19 protein-coding genes and 1 riboswitch are annotated in these 18240 nt (G+C 66.4%); of the genes, 14 read left to right on the top strand and 5 right to left on the bottom strand.

From position 1 onward, the window contains the following. Positions 1-48: 48 nt before the first annotated feature. The 3 genes from CAG29_RS12515 to purM are packed head-to-tail and all read right to left on the bottom strand — an operon-like array spanning position 49 to position 2479. On the bottom strand, positions 49-762 hold the full coding sequence (locus CAG29_RS12515) for a DUF3108 domain-containing protein (protein ID WP_085577733.1): 714 nt from the start codon (positions 760-762) through the stop codon (positions 49-51). A gap of 8 nt (positions 763-770) precedes the next feature. Then, on the bottom strand, positions 771-1421 hold the full coding sequence (gene purN, locus CAG29_RS12510; RefSeq protein WP_085577732.1) for a phosphoribosylglycinamide formyltransferase: 651 nt from the start codon (positions 1419-1421) through the stop codon (positions 771-773). Continuing rightward, positions 1421-2479 (bottom strand): phosphoribosylformylglycinamidine cyclo-ligase, encoded by a 1059-nt coding sequence (gene purM, locus CAG29_RS12505; RefSeq protein WP_085577731.1) that lies wholly within the window; start codon positions 2477-2479, stop codon positions 1421-1423. Before purM ends, purN begins: the two co-directional genes overlap by 1 nt. A gap of 375 nt (positions 2480-2854) precedes the next feature. Here purM and CAG29_RS12500 point away from each other — a divergent pair, with 375 nt between their 5' ends. The 5 genes from CAG29_RS12500 to CAG29_RS12480 all read left to right on the top strand — a co-directional run bounded on the left by CAG29_RS12500 (position 2855) and on the right by CAG29_RS12480 (position 7527). After that, entirely contained in the window at positions 2855-3907 is a 1053-nt protein-coding gene (locus CAG29_RS12500; protein ID WP_085694597.1) for a DUF2066 domain-containing protein, read from the top strand. Positions 3908-3943: 36 nt separating this feature from the next. Next, entirely contained in the window at positions 3944-5017 is a 1074-nt protein-coding gene (locus CAG29_RS12495) for an AI-2E family transporter (RefSeq protein ID WP_085577729.1), read from the top strand. A 209-nt stretch (positions 5018-5226) separates the two neighbouring features. Beyond that, positions 5227-5931 (top strand): DnaA regulatory inactivator Hda, encoded by a 705-nt coding sequence (hda, locus tag CAG29_RS12490; RefSeq protein WP_085577728.1) that lies wholly within the window; start codon positions 5227-5229, stop codon positions 5929-5931. 223 nt (positions 5932-6154) lie between these two features. Then, complete coding sequence (locus CAG29_RS12485; protein WP_085577727.1) at positions 6155-6772, top strand: C40 family peptidase; 618 nt, start codon at positions 6155-6157, stop codon at positions 6770-6772. Between the two features lie 218 nt (positions 6773-6990). After that, positions 6991-7527: a C40 family peptidase gene (locus CAG29_RS12480; RefSeq protein ID WP_085694596.1), complete on the top strand. Its 537-nt coding sequence runs from the start codon at positions 6991-6993 to the stop codon at positions 7525-7527. Positions 7528-7595: 68 nt separating this feature from the next. Here the strand turns inward: CAG29_RS12480 and CAG29_RS12475 are convergent, their stop codons facing one another. Both CAG29_RS12475 and CAG29_RS12470 read right to left on the bottom strand, forming a co-directional pair. After that, positions 7596-8909 carry a sorbosone dehydrogenase family protein gene (locus CAG29_RS12475; RefSeq protein WP_085694595.1) on the bottom strand — a complete coding sequence of 438 codons (1314 nt, stop codon included), beginning with the start codon at positions 8907-8909 and terminating at the stop codon, positions 7596-7598. 66 nt (positions 8910-8975) lie between these two features. Beyond that, positions 8976-9560, bottom strand: a complete 585-nt coding sequence (locus CAG29_RS12470) for a hypothetical protein (RefSeq protein WP_085694594.1) — start codon at positions 9558-9560, stop codon at positions 8976-8978. Between the two features lie 166 nt (positions 9561-9726). Next, positions 9727-9959, top strand: a riboswitch (cobalamin riboswitch). A gap of 80 nt (positions 9960-10039) precedes the next feature. On the opposite strand from CAG29_RS12470, the gene cobO reads away from it, so the two are divergent. The 9 genes from cobO (at position 10040) to cobC (ending at position 18239) form a co-directional block, all read left to right on the top strand. Then, positions 10040-10651 (top strand): cob(I)yrinic acid a,c-diamide adenosyltransferase, encoded by a 612-nt coding sequence (gene cobO, locus CAG29_RS12465; RefSeq protein ID WP_085577723.1) that lies wholly within the window; start codon positions 10040-10042, stop codon positions 10649-10651. Beyond that, a complete protein-coding gene (locus CAG29_RS12460; protein ID WP_085577722.1) occupies positions 10648-12015 on the top strand; it encodes a cobyrinate a,c-diamide synthase in 1368 nt (455 codons plus the stop codon). The genes cobO and CAG29_RS12460 overlap by 4 nt, the downstream gene beginning before the upstream one ends. Continuing rightward, positions 12012-12662 carry a 5,6-dimethylbenzimidazole synthase gene (gene bluB / locus CAG29_RS12455; RefSeq protein WP_085577721.1) on the top strand — a complete coding sequence of 217 codons (651 nt, stop codon included), beginning with the start codon at positions 12012-12014 and terminating at the stop codon, positions 12660-12662. The genes CAG29_RS12460 and bluB overlap by 4 nt, the downstream gene beginning before the upstream one ends. Further along, complete coding sequence (cbiB, locus tag CAG29_RS12450; RefSeq protein ID WP_085694592.1) at positions 12659-13567, top strand: adenosylcobinamide-phosphate synthase CbiB; 909 nt, start codon at positions 12659-12661, stop codon at positions 13565-13567. The genes bluB and cbiB overlap by 4 nt, the downstream gene beginning before the upstream one ends. Then, the gene (gene cobD / locus CAG29_RS12445) at positions 13560-14567 is read left to right on the top strand and encodes a threonine-phosphate decarboxylase CobD (RefSeq protein WP_085577719.1); all 1008 of its coding nucleotides are present in this window, start codon (positions 13560-13562) and stop codon (positions 14565-14567) included. The genes cbiB and cobD overlap by 8 nt, the downstream gene beginning before the upstream one ends. Next, entirely contained in the window at positions 14564-16015 is a 1452-nt protein-coding gene (locus CAG29_RS12440) for a cobyric acid synthase (protein ID WP_085694590.1), read from the top strand. Before cobD ends, CAG29_RS12440 begins: the two co-directional genes overlap by 4 nt. A gap of 78 nt (positions 16016-16093) precedes the next feature. Continuing rightward, on the top strand, positions 16094-16615 hold the full coding sequence (cobU, locus tag CAG29_RS12435; RefSeq protein WP_085640207.1) for a bifunctional adenosylcobinamide kinase/adenosylcobinamide-phosphate guanylyltransferase: 522 nt from the start codon (positions 16094-16096) through the stop codon (positions 16613-16615). Then, the gene (gene cobT, locus CAG29_RS12430) at positions 16612-17667 is read left to right on the top strand and encodes a nicotinate-nucleotide--dimethylbenzimidazole phosphoribosyltransferase (protein WP_085631197.1); all 1056 of its coding nucleotides are present in this window, start codon (positions 16612-16614) and stop codon (positions 17665-17667) included. Before cobU ends, cobT begins: the two co-directional genes overlap by 4 nt. Next, the gene (cobC, locus tag CAG29_RS12425) at positions 17664-18239 is read left to right on the top strand and encodes an alpha-ribazole phosphatase family protein (protein WP_085577715.1); all 576 of its coding nucleotides are present in this window, start codon (positions 17664-17666) and stop codon (positions 18237-18239) included. Before cobT ends, cobC begins: the two co-directional genes overlap by 4 nt. Position 18240: the final 1 nt, after the last annotated feature.

The raw sequence follows: 18240 nt of genomic DNA, 5'->3' as shown, positions 1-18240 counted from the left end.
GGCAAAGAAAAGCCCCGCATTTGCGGGGCTTTGCGATGGTGCGGCGGGTCAGCTGCCTTTGACGGTCTTGCCGTTGACGGTGCCGTCCTGGAGCATGATGTTGTACTCCTTGCCGTCGGTTTCGACCTGTTGCAGGCGAACCAGCAGGTAATCCCAGTCCTTGGCGAACCAGAGCACGGTGATGCGCTTGCTCTGCGTCGGATCGCGCACGCGTTCGACCTTGATCGCATCGATCTGGCCGGCCTTGGTCTCGACCTTCTCCGAGCCCAACACGCGGAAATCGTAGGTGTCGACTTCGCCGCCGTCGACCACCTGATAACTCATGGTCTTCTTGCCGGCGGCCACGTCATGCTGCAGCGCCAGCTGGTAGGTCGACTTGTCGACCATGCCGCGGTTCAGCGGGATCTTCACCGCGTCGCCACGATCGGTGCCGGTGACGAGCTTGTTGGCCCAGTCGAAGTCCAGGTCAGCCTTTTTCGCCTTGCCCAACCCGCCGCGCTCGAAGTGGTAGGACTGAGGCAGCAGCGTGTCCTTGTCCAGGGTCAGGGTGCTTTCCTCGGACAGGCTGGCGATCATCATCGACGCCTTGAAGCTGAGTTTCCAGGCGCCGTTGGCTTCCTTGGTCAGGCTGCGTTCGGCGGTGCCGCTCATGGGCAACTGCTTCCAGTCGGCGGTGTAGCTGGCGGAGAACGGTTGAAGGTCTGCAGCCTGCGCGAAAGGCAGGGCGAGCAGGGCGCAAGCGAAGAGCAGGGCGCGACGCATAGAATCTCCTAGTTTCGAATCAAGTGGCCGGTGGCCGCGAGTGCCTGGCCATCCAGTAAAGCACCTTGTTCGCCAAGGGCCAGCCGTCCTTCGGCAAACCAGCGCACGGCCATCGGGTAGATCAGGTGTTCCTGAACGTGGACCCGCTGCGCCAGGCTCTGCGGCGAATCGTGCAACTCTACCGGTATCACTGCCTGTACGACCAGAGGCCCGCCATCGAGTTCCTCGGTGACGAAGTGCACGGAGCAGCCGTGTTCGGCGTCGCCGGCCTCCAGCGCGCGCTGATGGGTGTGCAGCCCCTTGTACTTGGGCAGCAGCGACGGATGGATGTTGAGCAGGCGACCCTGGTAGTGGCGCACGAACCCTGCGCTGAGGATGCGCATGAAGCCGGCCAGCACCACGAGTCCGGGATTGAATTCGTCGATCAGTTCGATCAGTGCGGCATCGAAGGCTTCGCGGCCTTCGAAGGCCTTGTGGTCCAGGGAGCGGGTTTCGATGCCCGCGTCCCTGGCGCGTTGCAGGCCGTAGGCGTCGGCGCGGTTGGAGATCACCGCAGCGATGCGGACCGGGCTGTCGCCGGTCCGCGTGCTGTCGATCAGGGCCTGCAAGTTACTGCCGGTGCCGGACAGCAGCACCACGACATCACAGGTGCTCGGCATCAGTGAGCCTTGAGGTTCTTCAGTTCGACCTGGGCGGCGCCTTCGGCGGCCGCGGCGATCTGGCCGATGACCCAAGGCTGCTCGCCGGCTTCGCGCAGGACGTTCAGGGCCGACTCGACGTGTTCCTGGGCCACGCAGATCACCATGCCCACGCCGCAGTTCAGCACGCGGTGCATTTCGGTCTCGTCGACGTTGCCTTTCTCTTGCAGCCAGTCGAACACCGCAGGGCGGGTCCAGCTCGCCACGTCGACCACGGCCTGGGCGCCTTTTGGCAGTACGCGCGGGATGTTGTCCAGCAGGCCGCCGCCGGTGATGTGGGCCATGGCCTTGACGGCGCCGGTGTCCTTGATCAGCTTGAGCAGCGGTTTGACGTAGATGCGGGTCGGGGCCATCAGCAGGTCGGTCAGCGGTTTGCCGTCGAGCTGGGTGTTTTCGATGTCGGCGCCGGACACTTCGATGATCTTGCGGATCAGCGAGTAGCCGTTGGAGTGCGGGCCGGAGGACGGCAGGGCGATCAGGGCGTCGCCGGTGGCGACCTTCGAGCCGTCGATGATTTCCGACTTTTCCACCACGCCGACGCAGAAGCCGGCCAGGTCGTAGTCTTCGCCTTCGTACATGCCCGGCATTTCAGCGGTTTCGCCGCCGACCAGGGAGCAGCCGGACAGTTCGCAGCCGGCGCCGATGCCGGTCACCACCTGGGCGGCGGTGTCGACGTTGAGCTTGCCGGTGGCGTAGTAGTCGAGGAAGAACAGCGGCTCGGCGCCGCACACCACCAGGTCGTTGACGCACATGGCGACCAGGTCGATGCCGATGCTGTCGTGCTTGTTCAGGTTCAGCGCCAGGCGCAGCTTGGTGCCGACGCCGTCGGTGCCGGAAACCAGCACGGGCTGCTTGTAGCCGGCCGGGATTTCGCAGAGGGCGCCGAAGCCGCCCAGGCCTCCCATGACTTCCGGGCGCGCCGTGCGCTTGGCGACGCTCTTGATGCGTTCGACCAATGCTTCACCGGCGTCGATGTCTACACCGGCGTCCTTGTAGCTCAGGGAGGGTTGCTTGCTCATGATCCAGGCCTTTGTAAGGGAGGGATTTCTGGGTAACGACCGATTTCTGCGGGACACCGAAACCGGTGGGGCGGATGCCTCACGCGTCATTCGGGTGGCCCGGCGGTTGCCGGTCTGCGAAGGCGCGCGATTTTATCAGGCTTGAGGGGCAGCGGCCATCCTCGCGCCGACGGGCAGGGGCATATCGCCTGAAAAAAATTGCAATTGAATGGTCGGTGAGCGCGCCGCTGCCTGTATAAGGGAACCGTCTATCGTTAGGGCTGTGCAAAAACTTACCGCCAGCGTGTGAATGTTTTGCGGCGGCCTGTGGTCACAGGCTTGCTCTGGCCGGTTCACGCGGCCTGTTCCAGCCGCTCTTGTCGACGGGAATTCTCCATGCGTCTTTGCAAATTGCTGTTTGTGGGCTGTCTGTCTCTGGTCAGCCTGGCGAGTCACGCCGAAAACCTCAAAGGCCTGTATCAGGTGCGCGAGCCGGTCAACGGTCAGGCGCCCGAGGAGCGCGACCGCGCCACGCAGGCGGCGCTGGACACCCTCGTGCTGCGCCTGACGGGGGATCCGAAGGCGCCGCAGAATCCGGGGCTGGCGGCGATCCGCAAGGATCCGCAGCAGATCATCAGCCAGTACGGTTTCGATGCCGGCCCGCCGGAGGTGCTGAAAGTCGATTTCGACCCGGGCACCACCGAGCAGGCGTTGCGCCGTGCGGGGCTTTCGTTGTGGGGCGCCAACCGTCCTTCGATCCTGGGCTGGTGGCTGAACGATTCCGCTGAAGGTTCGAGCCTGGTGGGCGACGGCCAGACCAGTGCCGCGCCGTTGCGCCGGGCGGCCCAGCACCGTGGCCTGCCGCTGCGCTTGCCGCTGGCGGACCTGAGCGAACAGTTGGTGGCCACCGCGCCGACCCTGGAGGGCACCGACCCGGCGCCGTTGCGCGGCGCATCGGAGCGCTACGGCGCCGACGCCTTGCTGGCGGTGCATGCCCGCGAGGAGGGCGGCCAGTGGCAAGCCAAATGGCACCTGTGGCTCGGCGACCAGAAGGAGGCGGGCAGCGTGCAGGGCGCCGATCAGGCGGCGGTGGCCGATGCGGTCATGCTGGCGGTCGCCGGGCGGCTGGCGCCGCGCTTCGTCGCAAAACCAGGAGCCGCCGGGCAACAGACCGTGGATGTGCAGGGCATGAACCTTGAGCATTACGCCGCCCTGATGCGCTTGCTCGAACCGTTTGGCGTGCGTCTGCAGAGCGTCGATGCCGATCGCATCGTGTACCGGGTCAACGGCAGCGCCGATCAGTTGCGTGCGCAACTGGCGCTGGCGAAGCTGCAGGAGCTGCCGGCCGAGGCGCCGGCGCCTGCCGCGGCTCCCCAGCCGACGGCGCCGGGCGCGGCGCCCGTTCCGGCGGCGACCCCGGCGGCTCCGGCCCTGCGGTTTCGTTGGTAAGTCGTTCTTTCCTATATAAAAGCAATGGAGTTTTACATGGCCGATACGCGGCGTTGGTTCTGGTTGGGCGGGGTGGCCCTGTTGTGTGCGTTCGTCTGGTTGCTGCACCCCATCCTCACGCCGTTTCTGGTGGCGTTGCTGCTCGCGTACCTGTTCGACCCGCTGGTGGACCGCCTGGAGCGGATCGGGCTGTCCCGCACCTGGGGCGTGATCGCGGTGTTCGCGCTCTTTACCCTGATCGTGACCACGCTGTTGCTGGTGTTGGTGCCGATGCTGGCCCGGCAGTTGCTGCGACTGTACGAGCTGGCGCCGCAGATGCTCGACTGGCTGCAGCACACCGCGTTGCCGTGGGCCCAGGCGAAGCTGGGGCTGGCGGAAGGGTTCTGGAAGTTCGACAAGGTCAAGGCGGCGATCAGCGAGCACGTCGGGCAGACCACCGACATCGTCGGTGCGGTGCTGACGCAGGCGACGGCGTCGAGTCTGGCGTTGATCGGCTGGCTGGCGAACCTGGTGCTGATTCCGGTGGTGAGCTTCTACCTGCTGCGGGACTGGGACGTGATGATGGCCAAGATCCGCAGCCTGCTGCCCCGAGACCGGGAGGAGCGCATGGTGGCGCTGGCTGGCGAGTGTCACGAGGTGCTGGGCGCGTTCGTGCGCGGTCAGTTGCTGGTGATGGTGGCGTTGGGCGTGATCTACGCGGCGGGCCTGATGATCGTCGGCCTGGAGTTGGGCCTGTTGATCGGCCTGATTGCGGGGCTGGCGGCGATCGTGCCGTACATGGGCTTCGTGATCGGCATCGGTTCGGCGCTGATCGCCGGGCTGTTCCAGTTCGGCGGCGATCTGTATCCGATGATCGGCATCGTTGCGGTGTTCATGGTCGGCCAGGCGCTGGAGGGGATGGTGCTGACGCCGCTGCTGGTGGGCGACCGGATCGGCCTGCATCCGGTGGCGGTGATTTTTGCGATCCTGGCCGGCGGTGAGTTGTTCGGCTTCACCGGCGTGCTCCTGGCGTTGCCGGTGGCGGCGGTGATCATGGTGCTGGTGCGGCATGTCCATGACCTGTACAAGGACTCCGAGATCTACAGCGGCGTGGACGAGCCTGAATTGTGACGCAGGCGGCGGGCTGCCCGGCGGATCGCCGGGTTGGCCCGGCTCATGCAGGCGCAGCCGCCAGAGAAACTGCCATGAAACCAAGGTGTTAACGCAAACCTTTGATTTTGCTTGGGGTCTGTCGGATTGTGCGCTCCGCTTCACGGGTATAAACTTCGCACACTTTACACAGAGGTCACTAATGGTTCCCCGGGAACCGTTCAGTCAGCATGAAACCGATTCAGCTGCCCCTAGGTGTGCGTCTGCGTGACGATGCCACCTTCATCAACTACTACCCAGGCGCCAATGCCGCTGCACTCGGCTATGTCGAGCGCCTCTGCGAAGCCGACGCCGGTTGGACCGAAAGCCTGATCTATCTGTGGGGCAAGCACGGGGTAGGGCGTACGCATCTGTTGCAGGCCGCCTGCCTGCGTTTCGAGCAGATGGGGGAGCCGGCGGTCTACCTGCCGCTGGCGGAGCTGATGGATCGCGGCATCGAAATTCTCGACCACCTTGAGCAGTACGAGCTGGTTTGCCTGGACGACCTGCAAGCGGTGGCGGGCAAGGCGGACTGGGAAGAGGCGTTGTTTCACCTGTTCAACCGCCTGCGCGACAGCGGCCGGCGCCTGCTGATCGCCGCTTCGACCTCGCCTCGCGAACTGCCGGTGAAGCTGGCTGACCTGAAATCCCGCCTGACCCTGGCGCTGGTGTTCCAGATGCGCCCCCTTTCCGATGAAGACAAGCTGCGGGCGTTGCAACTGCGCGCATCCCGTCGCGGCCTGCACCTGACCGACGAAGTCGGCCATTTCATCCTGACCCGGGGCACCCGCAGCATGAGCGCGCTGTTCGATCTGCTCGAACAGCTCGACCAGGCTTCGCTGCAGGCCCAACGCAAGCTGACGATCCCTTTCCTGAAAGAAACCCTGGGCTGGTGAAAGCCTTCAAGGCCGCGGCTTTCAGCCTGGGTCGGCAGATTTCAGGCGCCAGAAAACCCGCTTTCCTGAGCGCTGCTCAGGCTGCGTATCGATTCAAATAGGCTTAAGCGCTTAGATGTAAACGAGAAACCGGGAAGTCACAAAAAGATCGATTGAATTTGCAAATGAGGCCGATAGCGGGCATAGTCTCGGCTTCTTTACAACTTCAGCCACGGTCGTGCCCATGCTAAAGCGCTTCGCACCCCTCGTGCCTCTCGCACTCGTCACCCTGCTGTTCGGTTGCGCTGCTCATTCACCTGTTCAAGAGCAGCAACAGCAGTACAAGAATTCCGCTACCGCCCAGTCTTCCGTCATTTACCAGGAAGAGCTGGACACCGAAAAGGAACTGGCCGACTTCAACGGCAAGAAGCCTTATCAGCTGCCGGTTCTGGCCGACAGCATCCTTGAGCGCGGCATGTCCCTGATCGGTACCCGTTACCGTTTCGGCGGCACCTCCGAAGCCGGCTTCGATTGCAGCGGTTTCATCGGCTACCTCTTCCGCGAAGAGGCCGGCATGAACCTGCCCCGTTCCACCCGTGAAATGATCAATGTGGATGCCCCGCAAGTCTCGCGCGGCAACCTCGAACCGGGCGACCTGCTGTTCTTCGCCACCAACGGCCGTCGCGGTCGTGTGAGCCACGCAGGCATCTACCTGGGCGACAACCAGTTCATCCACTCCAGCAGCCGCCGCAGCGGCGGTGTGCGCATCGACAGCCTGGGTGACAGCTACTGGAGCAAGTCCTTCATCGAGGCCAAGCGCGCCTTGGCGATGGCGCCGACCGTGGTCACCGCCCGCAAGTGATGCCTTCCTTGTCGCCACGTCCGTGGCGACAAACGGTCGCGGTCAAGCAGTAGACGTAAACTTTACAAGGTGAAGTTAAAGTCTTACTTGAAGTTTGCCGCGTAGCCGCTAGAATTCTGATCTACTTTGATGGCAAACCGCCTGCGTTCCGACGCAGGCGGTTTTGTTTTCTGTCGAATCGGCAGTGAAAGCCGCAGCCAGATCAGGATGTTCTGCTTATGACGATGTCGGCCCGCCTCGCCTTGATGATGTTCGCAGCGCTGCTCAGCGGCTGCGCCAGTCGCACACCGCCACCCGCGCCGGCGGTGCGCGCGCCGGTCGTGTTCGGCTCCTCCCAAAGCTTTTCTCCGGCTGCCGAAGACGTGCTGTTCCGCGCGCTCGGCCTGGTCGGCACGCCCTATCGCTGGGGCGGCAATACACCGGACTCGGGCTTCGATTGCAGCGGTCTGATCGGCTTCGTCTACCGCGACGCCGCCGGCATCACCTTGCCGCGCTCCACGCGGGAGATGATCGTGATGCAGGCGCCGAACGTCGGCAAGGAAGGGCTGCAGACCGGCGACCTGATTTTCTTCGCCACCAACGGTGGCTCCCAGGTCAGCCATGCCGGGATCTATGTCGGGGAAGGGCGCTTCGTCCATGCGCCGGCCACCGGCGGCACCGTGAAGCTGGACAGCCTGTCCAAGGCCTATTGGCAGAAGGCGTACCTGAGCGCCAAGCGCGTCCTGCAGCCGGAGCACCTGGCGCACAACCCTTAGTCGTCAAGACAACCTGTAGGAGCGAGCCTGCTCGCTCCTACAGTGGTTTTTGGGGTGGCCTCAGGGGATCACTGAGCTGCAGACACCCGCCACACCTTGTTCCCCACGTCGTCGGCCACCAGCAGCCCGCCTTGCCGGTCGACCGCCACGCCCACCGGCCGGCCCATGGCGTTCTCGTCCTTGTCGAGGAATCCGGTCAGCACATCCACCGGGATGCCGTTCGGCTTGCCGTTCGCGAACGGTACGAAGATCACCTTGTAGCCGCTGAGCGGCTTGCGGTTCCACGAGCCGTGCTGGCCGATGAACGCGCCTTCCTTGAACGCCGCCGGCAGGCGGTTGCCTTCGGCGAAGGCCAGGCCCAGCGAGGCGGTGTGCGGGCCGACGGCATAGTCCGGGGCGATGGCCTTGGCCACCAGATCCGGGTTCTGCGGCTGCACGCGCACATCGACGTGTTGGCCGTAGTAGCTGAACGGCCAGCCATAGAAGCCGCCGTCCTTGACCGAGGTGATGTAGTCCGGCACCAGGTCGCTGCCGATCTCGTCGCGCTCGTTGACGGCCGTCCACAGGGCGCCGGTCCGTGGTTCCCAGGCCAGGCCGTTGGGGTTGCGGATGCCTGAGGCGAAGATGCGATGGTTGCCGGTGGCGCGGTCCACCTCCCAAATGGCTGCCCGGCCTTGTTCCTGATCCAGACCGTTTTCGCCGACGTTGCTGTTCGAACCCACGGTGACGTAGAGCTTGCTGCCGTCCTGGCTGGCGATGACGTTCTTCGTCCAATGGTGGTTCAGCGTGCCGCCGGGCAGGTCCGCGACCTTGATCGGTTGCGACTTGATGTCGGTCGCGCCCGGTTCGTAGTGAAAGCGCAGCAGGCGATCGGTGTCGGCGACATACAGGTCGTTGCCGACCAGGGTCATGCCGAACGGTGAGTTGAGGTTTTGCAGGAAGACCGTGCGGGTTTCCGCCACGCCGTCATGATCGGCGTCACGCAGCAGGGTGATGCGGTTAGCGCTCGGCACGCCGGCGCCGGCACGGCCCATGACCTTTTTGGTGATCCAGCCTTTCAGGCCGCTGCTGTCATCGGGTTTGGGCGGGGCGTTGGTCTCCGCCACCAACACGTCGCCGTTGGGCAGCACGTAGAGCCAGCGTGGGTGGTCGAGGTTGTCGGCGAACGCCGCCACTTGGGTGCCTGCCGCCGGCGTCGGTTTGGCGCCGCTCGGCCAGCCCACCGCCGGAGCGATGTTCACCGTCGGGATCAGGGTCTTGTTCGGTTCGGGCAGTTTGGGCGACGGGCCGGTGCCGTCGGAGACTTGCAGGCTGGAGGTTTCGCCGCAGGCAGCGAGGCCTGCGGCGACCGCGATGACGAAAACGAACGGGGGCTTGCGCATTGCTTGTCTTCCCTATGAATGCATTCTCAATCATAGAGGCATGGGCGACCCCGATGGTTCAAGCGTTCAGCCGCGCGCCTCCTTGAACAGCACGGCGATGCCCGGATGGTAGTTGCCGGCTTCGCTGCGCAATTTTCGGTAGGCGTACGGGAAGTACCAGGCCACAGCGCAGGTGTGTTCCTTTTGCAGGTCGTCGACCATGTCCTGCAGTTCTTCGGGGCTGGCGCTGTGCTGGGCCTTTTGCGGCGAGACGAACAGGCAGCCGAGCTTGAGGTCGCTGGCGTAGCTGATGCGTTTGGCGTCGCTGGTGATGTCGTGCAGCGCCTGGGTCAGGTTGAGGCTGTTGACCCGGGGCCAGCGCTGGGTGGCCTGGATGTAGGCGCGGTCGTCGGTGCCGGCCAGGAACAGGTCGGCGCGGGCGTTGCGTTCGCCGTCCTCGTTCTGCTTGCGGGTGGCGGTGTCGCGCAGCGTCACCAGCTCGGCCATCCAGGCGGCGGCGGAGAGCAGACCCAGGTTGGCCTTTTCGTCGTGCCAGTAAGGGGTGTCGTTGTCGCCGCGCACGGCGTTGTAGCGGTCGATACAGTCAAACCAGCGTTCCAGCACCGGGCGCAGGAATTCCAGCCGCGGATTGCTGATGATCATGCCTTGCATGGTGCGCTCCCTTGTTATTGTGATGTGCTCTCTGCAGTCAAAAAGCATGGCTCTTTGATATCACTCATGGCAGTGTGGCACAAGATTGGCGTCAGTTAATTGATCGGCGGCATTTTTTCGTCGCCCCAGGCCCGCTTCATTTGACGCTCCACCCCCAACCCTCTAACCTTCGCGGCTTGTTTCAGGTGCTCTGTGGCGGCTGTCGACAGAGTGAAACAGGGAAGCCGGTGAGGGTCGCATGTCCACAGTGGAGCGACCGCGATCCCGGCGCTGCCCCCGCAACGGTAAATGAGTGAAAGCTGTGCCTGATGCCACTGCGTCCGACGACGCGGGAAGGCGCGCAGCCTGGCCTTGCGCCGCTCATGAGCCCGGAGACCGGCCTGATCCATCCAACGGCATCACGGTGGGCGATGCCAGGCTTGTCGCCGTCTATTCTTGTGCCCGCCCGCCGTTACCCAGCCTCAACGGAGAGCTCCCCCATGACTGATACCACCGAGCGTGACGAGCGCCACCTGGCGCGCATGCAGCGCAAAAAAGCCGTGATCGACGAACGCATCGCCAATTCGCCGAACGAGTGCGGCCTGCTGCTGGTGCTCACCGGCAACGGCAAAGGCAAGAGCAGCTCGGCGTTCGGCATGCTCGCCCGCGCCATGGGCCACGGCATGCAGTGCGGCGTGGTGCAGTTCATCAAGGGCCGCAACAGCACCGGTGAGGAACTGTTCTTGCGCCGCTTCCCCGAGCAGGTGCGTTTTCACGTGATGGGCGAAGGCTTCACCTGGGAGACCCAGGACCGTCAGCGCGACATCGCCGCCGCCGAAGCCGCGTGGGAAGTCTCCCGTCAGTTGCTGCGCGATCCGTCCATCGGGCTGGTGGTGCTCGACGAACTGAACATTGCCCTCAAGCACGGCTACCTCGACCTCGATCAGGTGCTCAGCGACTTGCAGGCCCGTCCGCCGATGCAGCACGTGGTGGTCACGGGGCGCGCGGCCAAGCCGGAAATGATCGAGATGGCCGACACCGTCACCGAAATGGGCATGGTCAAGCACGCCTTCCAGGCCGGCATCAAAGCCCAGAAAGGCGTCGAACTTTGAATCAGCCTCGTCACTGCCCGGCGGTGCTGATCGCCGCGCCGGCCTCGGGCCAGGGCAAGACCACCGTCACCGCCGCGCTGGCCCGCCTGCACCGCAATCACGGGCGCAAGGTGCGGGTGTTCAAGTGCGGCCCGGACTTTCTCGATCCGATGATCCTCGAGCGCGCCAGCGGTGCGCCGGTCTATCAGTTGGACATGTGGATGGTCGGCGAGCAGGAAAGCCGCCGCCTGTTGTGGGAAGCCGCCGCCGAAGCCGACCTGATCCTGATCGAAGGCGTGATGGGCCTGTTCGACGGCACGCCGTCCAGCGCCGACCTGGCGCGGCATTTCGGCGTGCCGGTGCTCGGCGTGATCGACGGCACCGCCATGGCCCAGACCTTCGGTGCGCTGGCCCTGGGCCTGGCGCGCTATCAGCCGGACCTGCCGTTCGCCGGGGTGCTGGCCAACCGCGTCGGCACCGTGCGCCATGCGCAACTGCTGGAAGGCAGCCTCACCGAAGGCCTGCGCTGGTACGGCGCGCTGTCCCGGGAAACCGGGATCGAGCTGCCGAGCCGTCACCTCGGCCTGGTGCAGGCCAGCGAGCTCAATGACCTGGACCTGCGCCTCGACGCCGCTGCGCAGGCCCTGGCGGACAGCTGCGAGGTCGCGCTGCCGCCGCCGGTCGAATTTGCCGCCCCCGAGCCGCTGGAGGTCGAACCCCTGCTGCAAGGCGTGCGGATCGCCGTCGCCCGGGACGAGGCGTTTGCCTTCACCTACGGCGCCAGCCTCGATCTGCTGCGGGCGATGGGGGCCGAGCTGCGCTTCTTCTCGCCGATCCGCGATGCGGCGCTGCCGGATGCCGACAGCCTCTATCTGCCGGGCGGCTACCCCGAACTGCACCATGAGGCGCTGGCGCAGAACACGCCGATGCTGGCGGCGATCCGCGCCCATCATGCCGCCGGCAAACCGTTGCTCGCCGAATGCGGCGGCATGCTTTATCTGCTCGATTCGCTGACCGACGTCAGCGGCACCCGTGCCGAACTGGCCGGCCTGCTCAGCGGCGATGCGGTGATGCAGAAGCGTCTGGCGGCGTTGGCCCTGCAGGCCGTCGACCTGCCGGAAGGCACGCTGCGCGGCCACACCTACCACCATTCCCTGACCACCACCGGGCTTGCGCCCATCGCTCGCGGCCAAAGCCCCAACGGCGGGCGCGGTGCCGAGGCGGTGTACCGGGAAGGGCGGATGACCGCGTCCTACGTGCACTTTTATTTCCCGTCCAATCCGTCGGCGATCGCCGCGTTGCTGGCGCCCGACCGCCAGGCTGCGGCCGTCCCCGGCGAGCCGCGATCCGCAGTGGGAGCGAGCCTGCTCGTGCAGCGGCCATGAGCGACAACGCCTACACCCCGGCCGAACGCGACGCCGTCTACCGCGCCATCGCCGAACGCCGCGACATGCGCCACTTCACGGGCGGCACGATCGAGCCCGAACTGCTGCGCCGCCTGCTGGAGGCCGCCCATCAGGCGCCCAGCGTCGGCCTGATGCAGCCGTGGCGCTTCATCCGCATCAGCGACCGCACGTTGCGTGGCCGGATCCAGGCGCTGGTGGAAGAGGAGCGGGTGCGCACCGCCGAAGCCCTGGGCGAGCGCAGCGACGAGTTCATGAAGCTCAAGGTCGAAGGCATCGGCGACTGCGCCGAAGTGCTGGTGGCCGCGTTGGGGGATGACCGCGAGCGGCACATCTTCGGCCGCCGCACGCTGCCGGAAATGGACCTGGCGTCGCTGTCCTGTGCGATCCAGAACCTGTGGCTGGCCGCCCGCGCCGAAGGCCTGGGCATGGGCTGGGTGTCGCTGTTCGAGCCCCAGGCCCTGGCCGACCTGCTCAACCTGCCGGCGGGGGCCAAGCCGTTGGCGGTGCTGTGCCTGGGGCCGGTCAAGACATTCTATCCGGCGCCGATGCTGGTGCTCGAAGGGTGGGCGCAGGCGCGTCCGCTCGATGAGCTGCTGTACGAAAACCAATGGGGAGTGAATCAATGAGTGTGGCGTTGTTGAGTGTCGCCGCCGTGGCGCTGGATGCGCTGCTGGGTGAACCGAAGCGCTGGCATCCGCTGGTGGCGTTCGGCCGTTTCGCCGGGCGCGTCGAACAACGCTTCAATGCCGCAGGCCGCGGCTGGCGTAGCCATGGCGTGACCGCGTGGGTGATCGTGGTGCTGCCGTTGACCCTGCTGGCCACGGCGCTGTCGTGGGCGCCTTACATGGGCTGGATCGTGGAGATCCTCGCGCTGTATTGCGCCCTCGGCATGCGCAGCCTCGGCGAGCACGTCGAGCCGGTGGCCAAGGCCTTGCGCAGCGATGATCTGGAGGAGGCGCGCAAGCGCGTGGGGTATCTGGTCAGCCGCCAGACCAGCGAGCTGGACAGCACCGCCGTCGCCCGCGCCGCCACCGAATCGGTGCTGGAGAACGGCAGCGATGCCGTGTTCGCCGCGCTGTTCTGGTTTGCTGTGGCCGGCGCGCCGGGCGTGGTGCTCTATCGCTTGAGCAACACCCTCGACGCCATGTGGGGCTACCGCAACGAACGCTTCGAGCGCTTTGGCTGGGCGGCGGCGAAAATCGACGATGTGCTCAACTACATTCCCGCGCGGTTGGTGGCGTTGACCTACGCGCTGCTGGGCAAGACCCGGTTGGCCCTCAAGTGCTGGCGCACCCAGGGGCCGAAGTGGGACAGCCCCAACGCCGGCCCCGTCATGGCCGCCGGCGCCGGTGCGCTGGGCGTGGAGCTGGGCGGCCCTGCGGTCTATCAGGGGGAACTGCACGAGCGCCCGCAGTTGGGCGAGGGCGTGCCGGCGGATGCCGATTCCATCGACCGTGGCTGGCAATTGGTGCAGCGCGGGGTATGGTTGTGGCTGCTGATCCTTTGCGTGGGGGCTGAATTCTATGCTTGAGCACGGCGGCCGGTTGCGCAGGGCGGCGATCGAGTACGGCATCGCCGAGCCGGAGTGGCTCGACCTGTCCACTGGCCTTGCGCCGTGGCCGTTTGCGGTGCCGGACATTCCGCTGCGGGCCTGGGCCCGGTTGCCGGAAACCGACGACGGCCTGGAGCAGGCCGCCTGCGATTACTACGGCGCCGCGCACGTGCTGCCGGTGGCCGGCTCGCAGATGGCCATCCAGTTGCTGCCGCGCCTGCGCCGGGCCGGCAAGGTCGGCGTGCTGTCGCCTTGCTACGCCGAGCACGCCGAAGCCTGGCGCCGCAGCGGCTACATCGTGCGGGAGGTGCTGGAGCAGGAAGTCGATTTCTTTCTCGACAGCCTCGATGTGCTGGTGGTGGTCAACCCGAACAACCCCACCGGGTTGAGCCTGACCCCGGCGCGGCTGCTCGACTGGCACGCCAGGCTGGCCCAGCGGGGCGGCTGGCTGGTGGTCGATGAAGCGTTCATGGACAACACCCCCCAGCTGAGCCTGGCGCCCCATGCCCATCAGGTCGGCCTGATCGTGCTGCGCTCGTTCGGCAAGTTCTTCGGCCTCGCCGGGGTGCGGCTGGGGTTTGTGCTGGCCGAGCGCAAGCTGCTCAGGCTGTTGGCCGAACAGGTCGGCCCGTGGGCGGTCAGCGGCCCGACCCGGGTGCTGGGCCAGGCGTGCCTGCTGGACACCGAAGGCCACACCCGCCAGCGCATCCGCAGCGACGAGGCCAGCGAACGGCTGGCCGCGCTGCTGGAGCGCTACGGCTTCAGGCCGCAGGGCGGTTGTGCCCTGTTCCAGTGGCTGATCACCGAACACGCGGCCGCGCTGCATGAGTTCATGGCCCGGCGCGGCATCCTGCTGCGCCTCTTCACCCACAACAGCAGCCTGCGATTCGGACTGCCCGCCGACGCCGCCGACGAGGCGCGGCTCGAACAGGCGTTGCAGGCGTTCGCCAAGGATCGCCCCATGGATACACCGGCATGACCACGCTCATGGTGCAAGGCACCACTTCCGATGCCGGCAAAAGCACGCTGGTGACCGCGCTGTGCCGCTGGGCGACCCGCCAGGGCGTGGCGGTGGTGCCGTTCAAACCGCAGAACATGGCGCTCAACAGCGCGGTGACCGCCGACGGCGGCGAGATCGGCCGTGCCCAGGCGGTGCAGGCGCAGGCGTCGCACCTTGAGCCGCACACTGACATGAACCCAGTGCTGCTCAAGCCCAACAGCGACACCGGCGCCCAGGTGATCATCCACGGGCGCGCCGTCACCACCATGAATGCCGTGGCCTACCACGACTACAAAGCCATCGCGATGCAAGCGGTGCTGGCCTCCCACGAACGGCTCAGCGCTGCGTATCCGCTGGTGATGGTCGAAGGCGCCGGCTCTCCGGCGGAGATCAACCTGCGGGCCGGCGACATCGCCAACATGGGCTTCGCCGAGGCGGTGGACTGCCCGGTGCTGCTGATCGCCGACATCAACCGCGGCGGCGTGTTCGCCCACCTGGTCGGCACGCTGGAGCTGCTCTCGCCCAGCGAGCAGGCGCGGGTCAAGGGCTTCATCATCAACCGCTTCAGGGGCGACCTGGCCTTGCTGCAGCCGGGCCTTGACTGGCTGGAGCAGCGCACCGGCAAACCGGTGGTCGGCGTGTTGCCCTACGTGATGGACCTGCACCTGGAAGCCGAAGACGGCATCGACCGGCGCCAGGCCGACAAGGCCGAACAGGTGCTGAAAGTGGTGGTGCCGGTGTTGCCGCGGATCAGCAACCACACCGATTTCGATCCGCTGCGCCTGCATCCGCAGGTGGATCTGCAATTCATCGGCCCCGGCCAGGCGATCCCGCCGGCGGATCTGATCATCCTGCCGGGCTCGAAGAGCGTGCGCAGCGACCTGGCTTATCTGCGTGCCAACGGCTGGGAAGCGGCTATCTGTCGGCACCTGCGTTACGGCGGCAAACTCCTGGGTATCTGCGGCGGCCTGCAGATGCTCGGCGAGCAGGTGCATGATCCGCTGGGCCTGGAAGGCGCGCCGGGCTCCAGCGCCGGGCTGGGGTTGCTGGCGTTCGAGACGCAACTCGAAGCCCAGAAGCAGTTGCGCAATGTCCGTGGACGCCTGGCGCTGGAAGACGCCGAGGTCAGCGGCTACGAGATCCATGCCGGCGTGACGACGGGGCCGGCCCTGGAACAGGCCGCCGTGCACCTGGACGATGGCCGTTGCGACGGCGCGCAAAGTGCCGACGGGCAGGTGTTCGGCACCTACCTGCACGGCCTGTTCGAGTCGCCGGCGGCCAGTGCGGCGCTGCTGCGCTGGGCGGGCCTGTGCGAGGTGCAGGCGGTGGATTACCACGGCTTGCGCGAGCGGGACATCGAACGGCTGGCGGACCTGGTGGACAAGCATCTGGATACCGCGTTGTTGCGCCAGCTCTGTGGGATCTGATTCGCCCGTGCCGGGCCTTTCGCGGGTGAGCCTGCGAAAAGCCCGGGTGCCTCACCGTACATTGTTCAGGATGTCCTCATGCTCCAACTGATCCTCGGCGGCGCCCGCTCCGGCAAAAGCCGCCTGGCGGAAAAACTCGCCACCGACAGCGGCCTGGCCGTCACCTACATCGCCACCAGCCAACCGCTGGACGGTGAAATGAGCGAGCGGGTGGCCCATCACCGCGCCCGCCGTCCCGCCGAATGGGGCCTGATCGAAGAGCCGCTGGCGCTGGCCCGCGTGCTGCGCGAGAACGCCGGCGCCGCGCGCTGCCTGCTGGTGGACTGCCTCACGCTGTGGCTCACCAACCTTTTGATGCTCGACGACGCCGAACGCCTGGCCGCCGAGCGCGAAGCCCTGCTGGACTGCCTGGCGACGTTGCCGGGCGACATCGTTTTTGTCAGCAACGAGACCGGAATGGGTGTCGTGCCGCTGGGCGAATTGACTCGCCGCTATGTCGATGAAGCCGGTTGGCTGCATCAAGCCCTGGCCGAACGTTGTCAGCGTGTGGTGCTGACGGTCGCCGGCCTGCCCCTGACTCTGAAAGGACCTGCCCTATGACCCAAGCCTGGTGGTGCGCCCCGTGCCGACCCGTGAATGCCGACACCGTTGCCGAGGCGGCGGCGCGACAACAGCAACTGACCAAGCCCGCCGGTTCCCTCGGCCGTCTCGAAGCGGTGGCGGTGCAGCTGGCCGGGCTGCAGGGGCAGGTCAAGCCGTGCCTCGACCGGTTGTGGATCGCGATCTTCGCCGGTGACCACGGGGTGGTGGCCGAAGGGGTTTCCGCCTATCCGCAGGAGGTCACCGGGCAGATGCTGCTGAACTTCGTCAGCGGCGGTGCGGCGATCAGCGTGCTGGCACGAAGGCTCGATGCGCAGTTGGAAGTGGTGGACCTGGGGACGGTGACGCCGGCCCTGGAGCTGCCGGGCGTGCGTCATTTGAACTTGGGTCCAGGCACCGCGAACTTTGTCGAAACTTCGGCGATCACCCGTGCCCAGGGCGAGCAGGCCTTGCAGGCCGGCCGCGACAGTGTGCTGCGGGCCAAAGCCGCAGGGACGCAACTGTTCATCGGCGGCGAAATGGGCATCGGCAACACCACGGCGGCCAGTGCGCTGGCCTGCGCCTTGCTCGATTGCCCGGTGGCGCACCTGACCGGGCCCGGCACCGGGTTGAACGCCGAGGGCGTCAGCCACAAGGCGCAGGTGATCGAGCGGGCGTTGGCCTTGCACAAGGCCCAGCGCGGCGATGCGCTGCAGACCTTGTTCAACCTGGGCGGCTTTGAGATCGCCGCGCTCGTCGGTGCGTACCTGGCGTGTGCCCAGGAAGGCGTCGCGGTGCTGGTGGACGGTTTCATCTGCACCGTCGCCGCGCTGGTCGCCGTCCGTGTGAACCCGGCCTGCCGCGAGTGGCTGCTGTTCGGTCATCGCGGCGCCGAGCCGGGCCACCGGCATGTGCTGGAAGCCCTTCAGGCCGAACCGCTGCTGGAACTCGGCCTTCGTCTGGGCGAGGGCAGCGGTGCCGCGCTGGCGGTGCCGTTGCTGCGCCTGGCTTGCGACCTGCACGGGCAGATGGCGACGTTCGCCGAAGCGGCTGTGGCGGATCGCCCCGCATGACCTTGCGCCTGGATCTGCTGCGCCACGGTGAAACCGAGCTGGGCGGCGGCTTGCGCGGCAGCCTGGATGACGCGTTGACCGACAAGGGCTGGGCGCAGATGCGCGCGGCGGTGGTTGGGCGCGGGCCGTGGGATCGCCTGGTGAGCTCGCCGTTGCAGCGCTGCGCGCGGTTCGCGCAAGAGCTGCGTGGGCAACTGGATCTGCCGCTGACGTTGGACGGGGCTGTGCAGGAACTGCACTTCGGCGCCTGGGAAGGGCAGAGCGCCGCAGCCCTGATGGAAACCGATGCCCAGGCGCTGGAGCGGTTCTGGGCCGATCCGTACGCATTCACGCCGCCGCAGGGCGAGCCGGTGAGCGATTTTTCGGCGCGGGTGCTGGCGGCGGTGGCGCGGTTGCAGGCGGCCCACGCCGGCGAGCGGCTGCTGCTGGTCACCCATGGCGGCGTCATGCGCTTGCTGCTGGCCAGGGCCCGTGGCTTGCCGCGTGAACAACTGCTTACCGTCGAGGTCGGTCATGGCGGCTTGTTTTCGTTGATCGTCGAGGCCGACGGATCGCTTCGGGAAGTGGACTGAC

The sequence above is a fragment of the Pseudomonas sp. B7(2017) genome (assembly GCF_002112745.1).
Lineage (GTDB): Bacteria > Pseudomonadota > Gammaproteobacteria > Pseudomonadales > Pseudomonadaceae > Aquipseudomonas > Aquipseudomonas ekonensis.
This window is presented reverse-complemented; position numbering and strand designations above follow the sequence as displayed.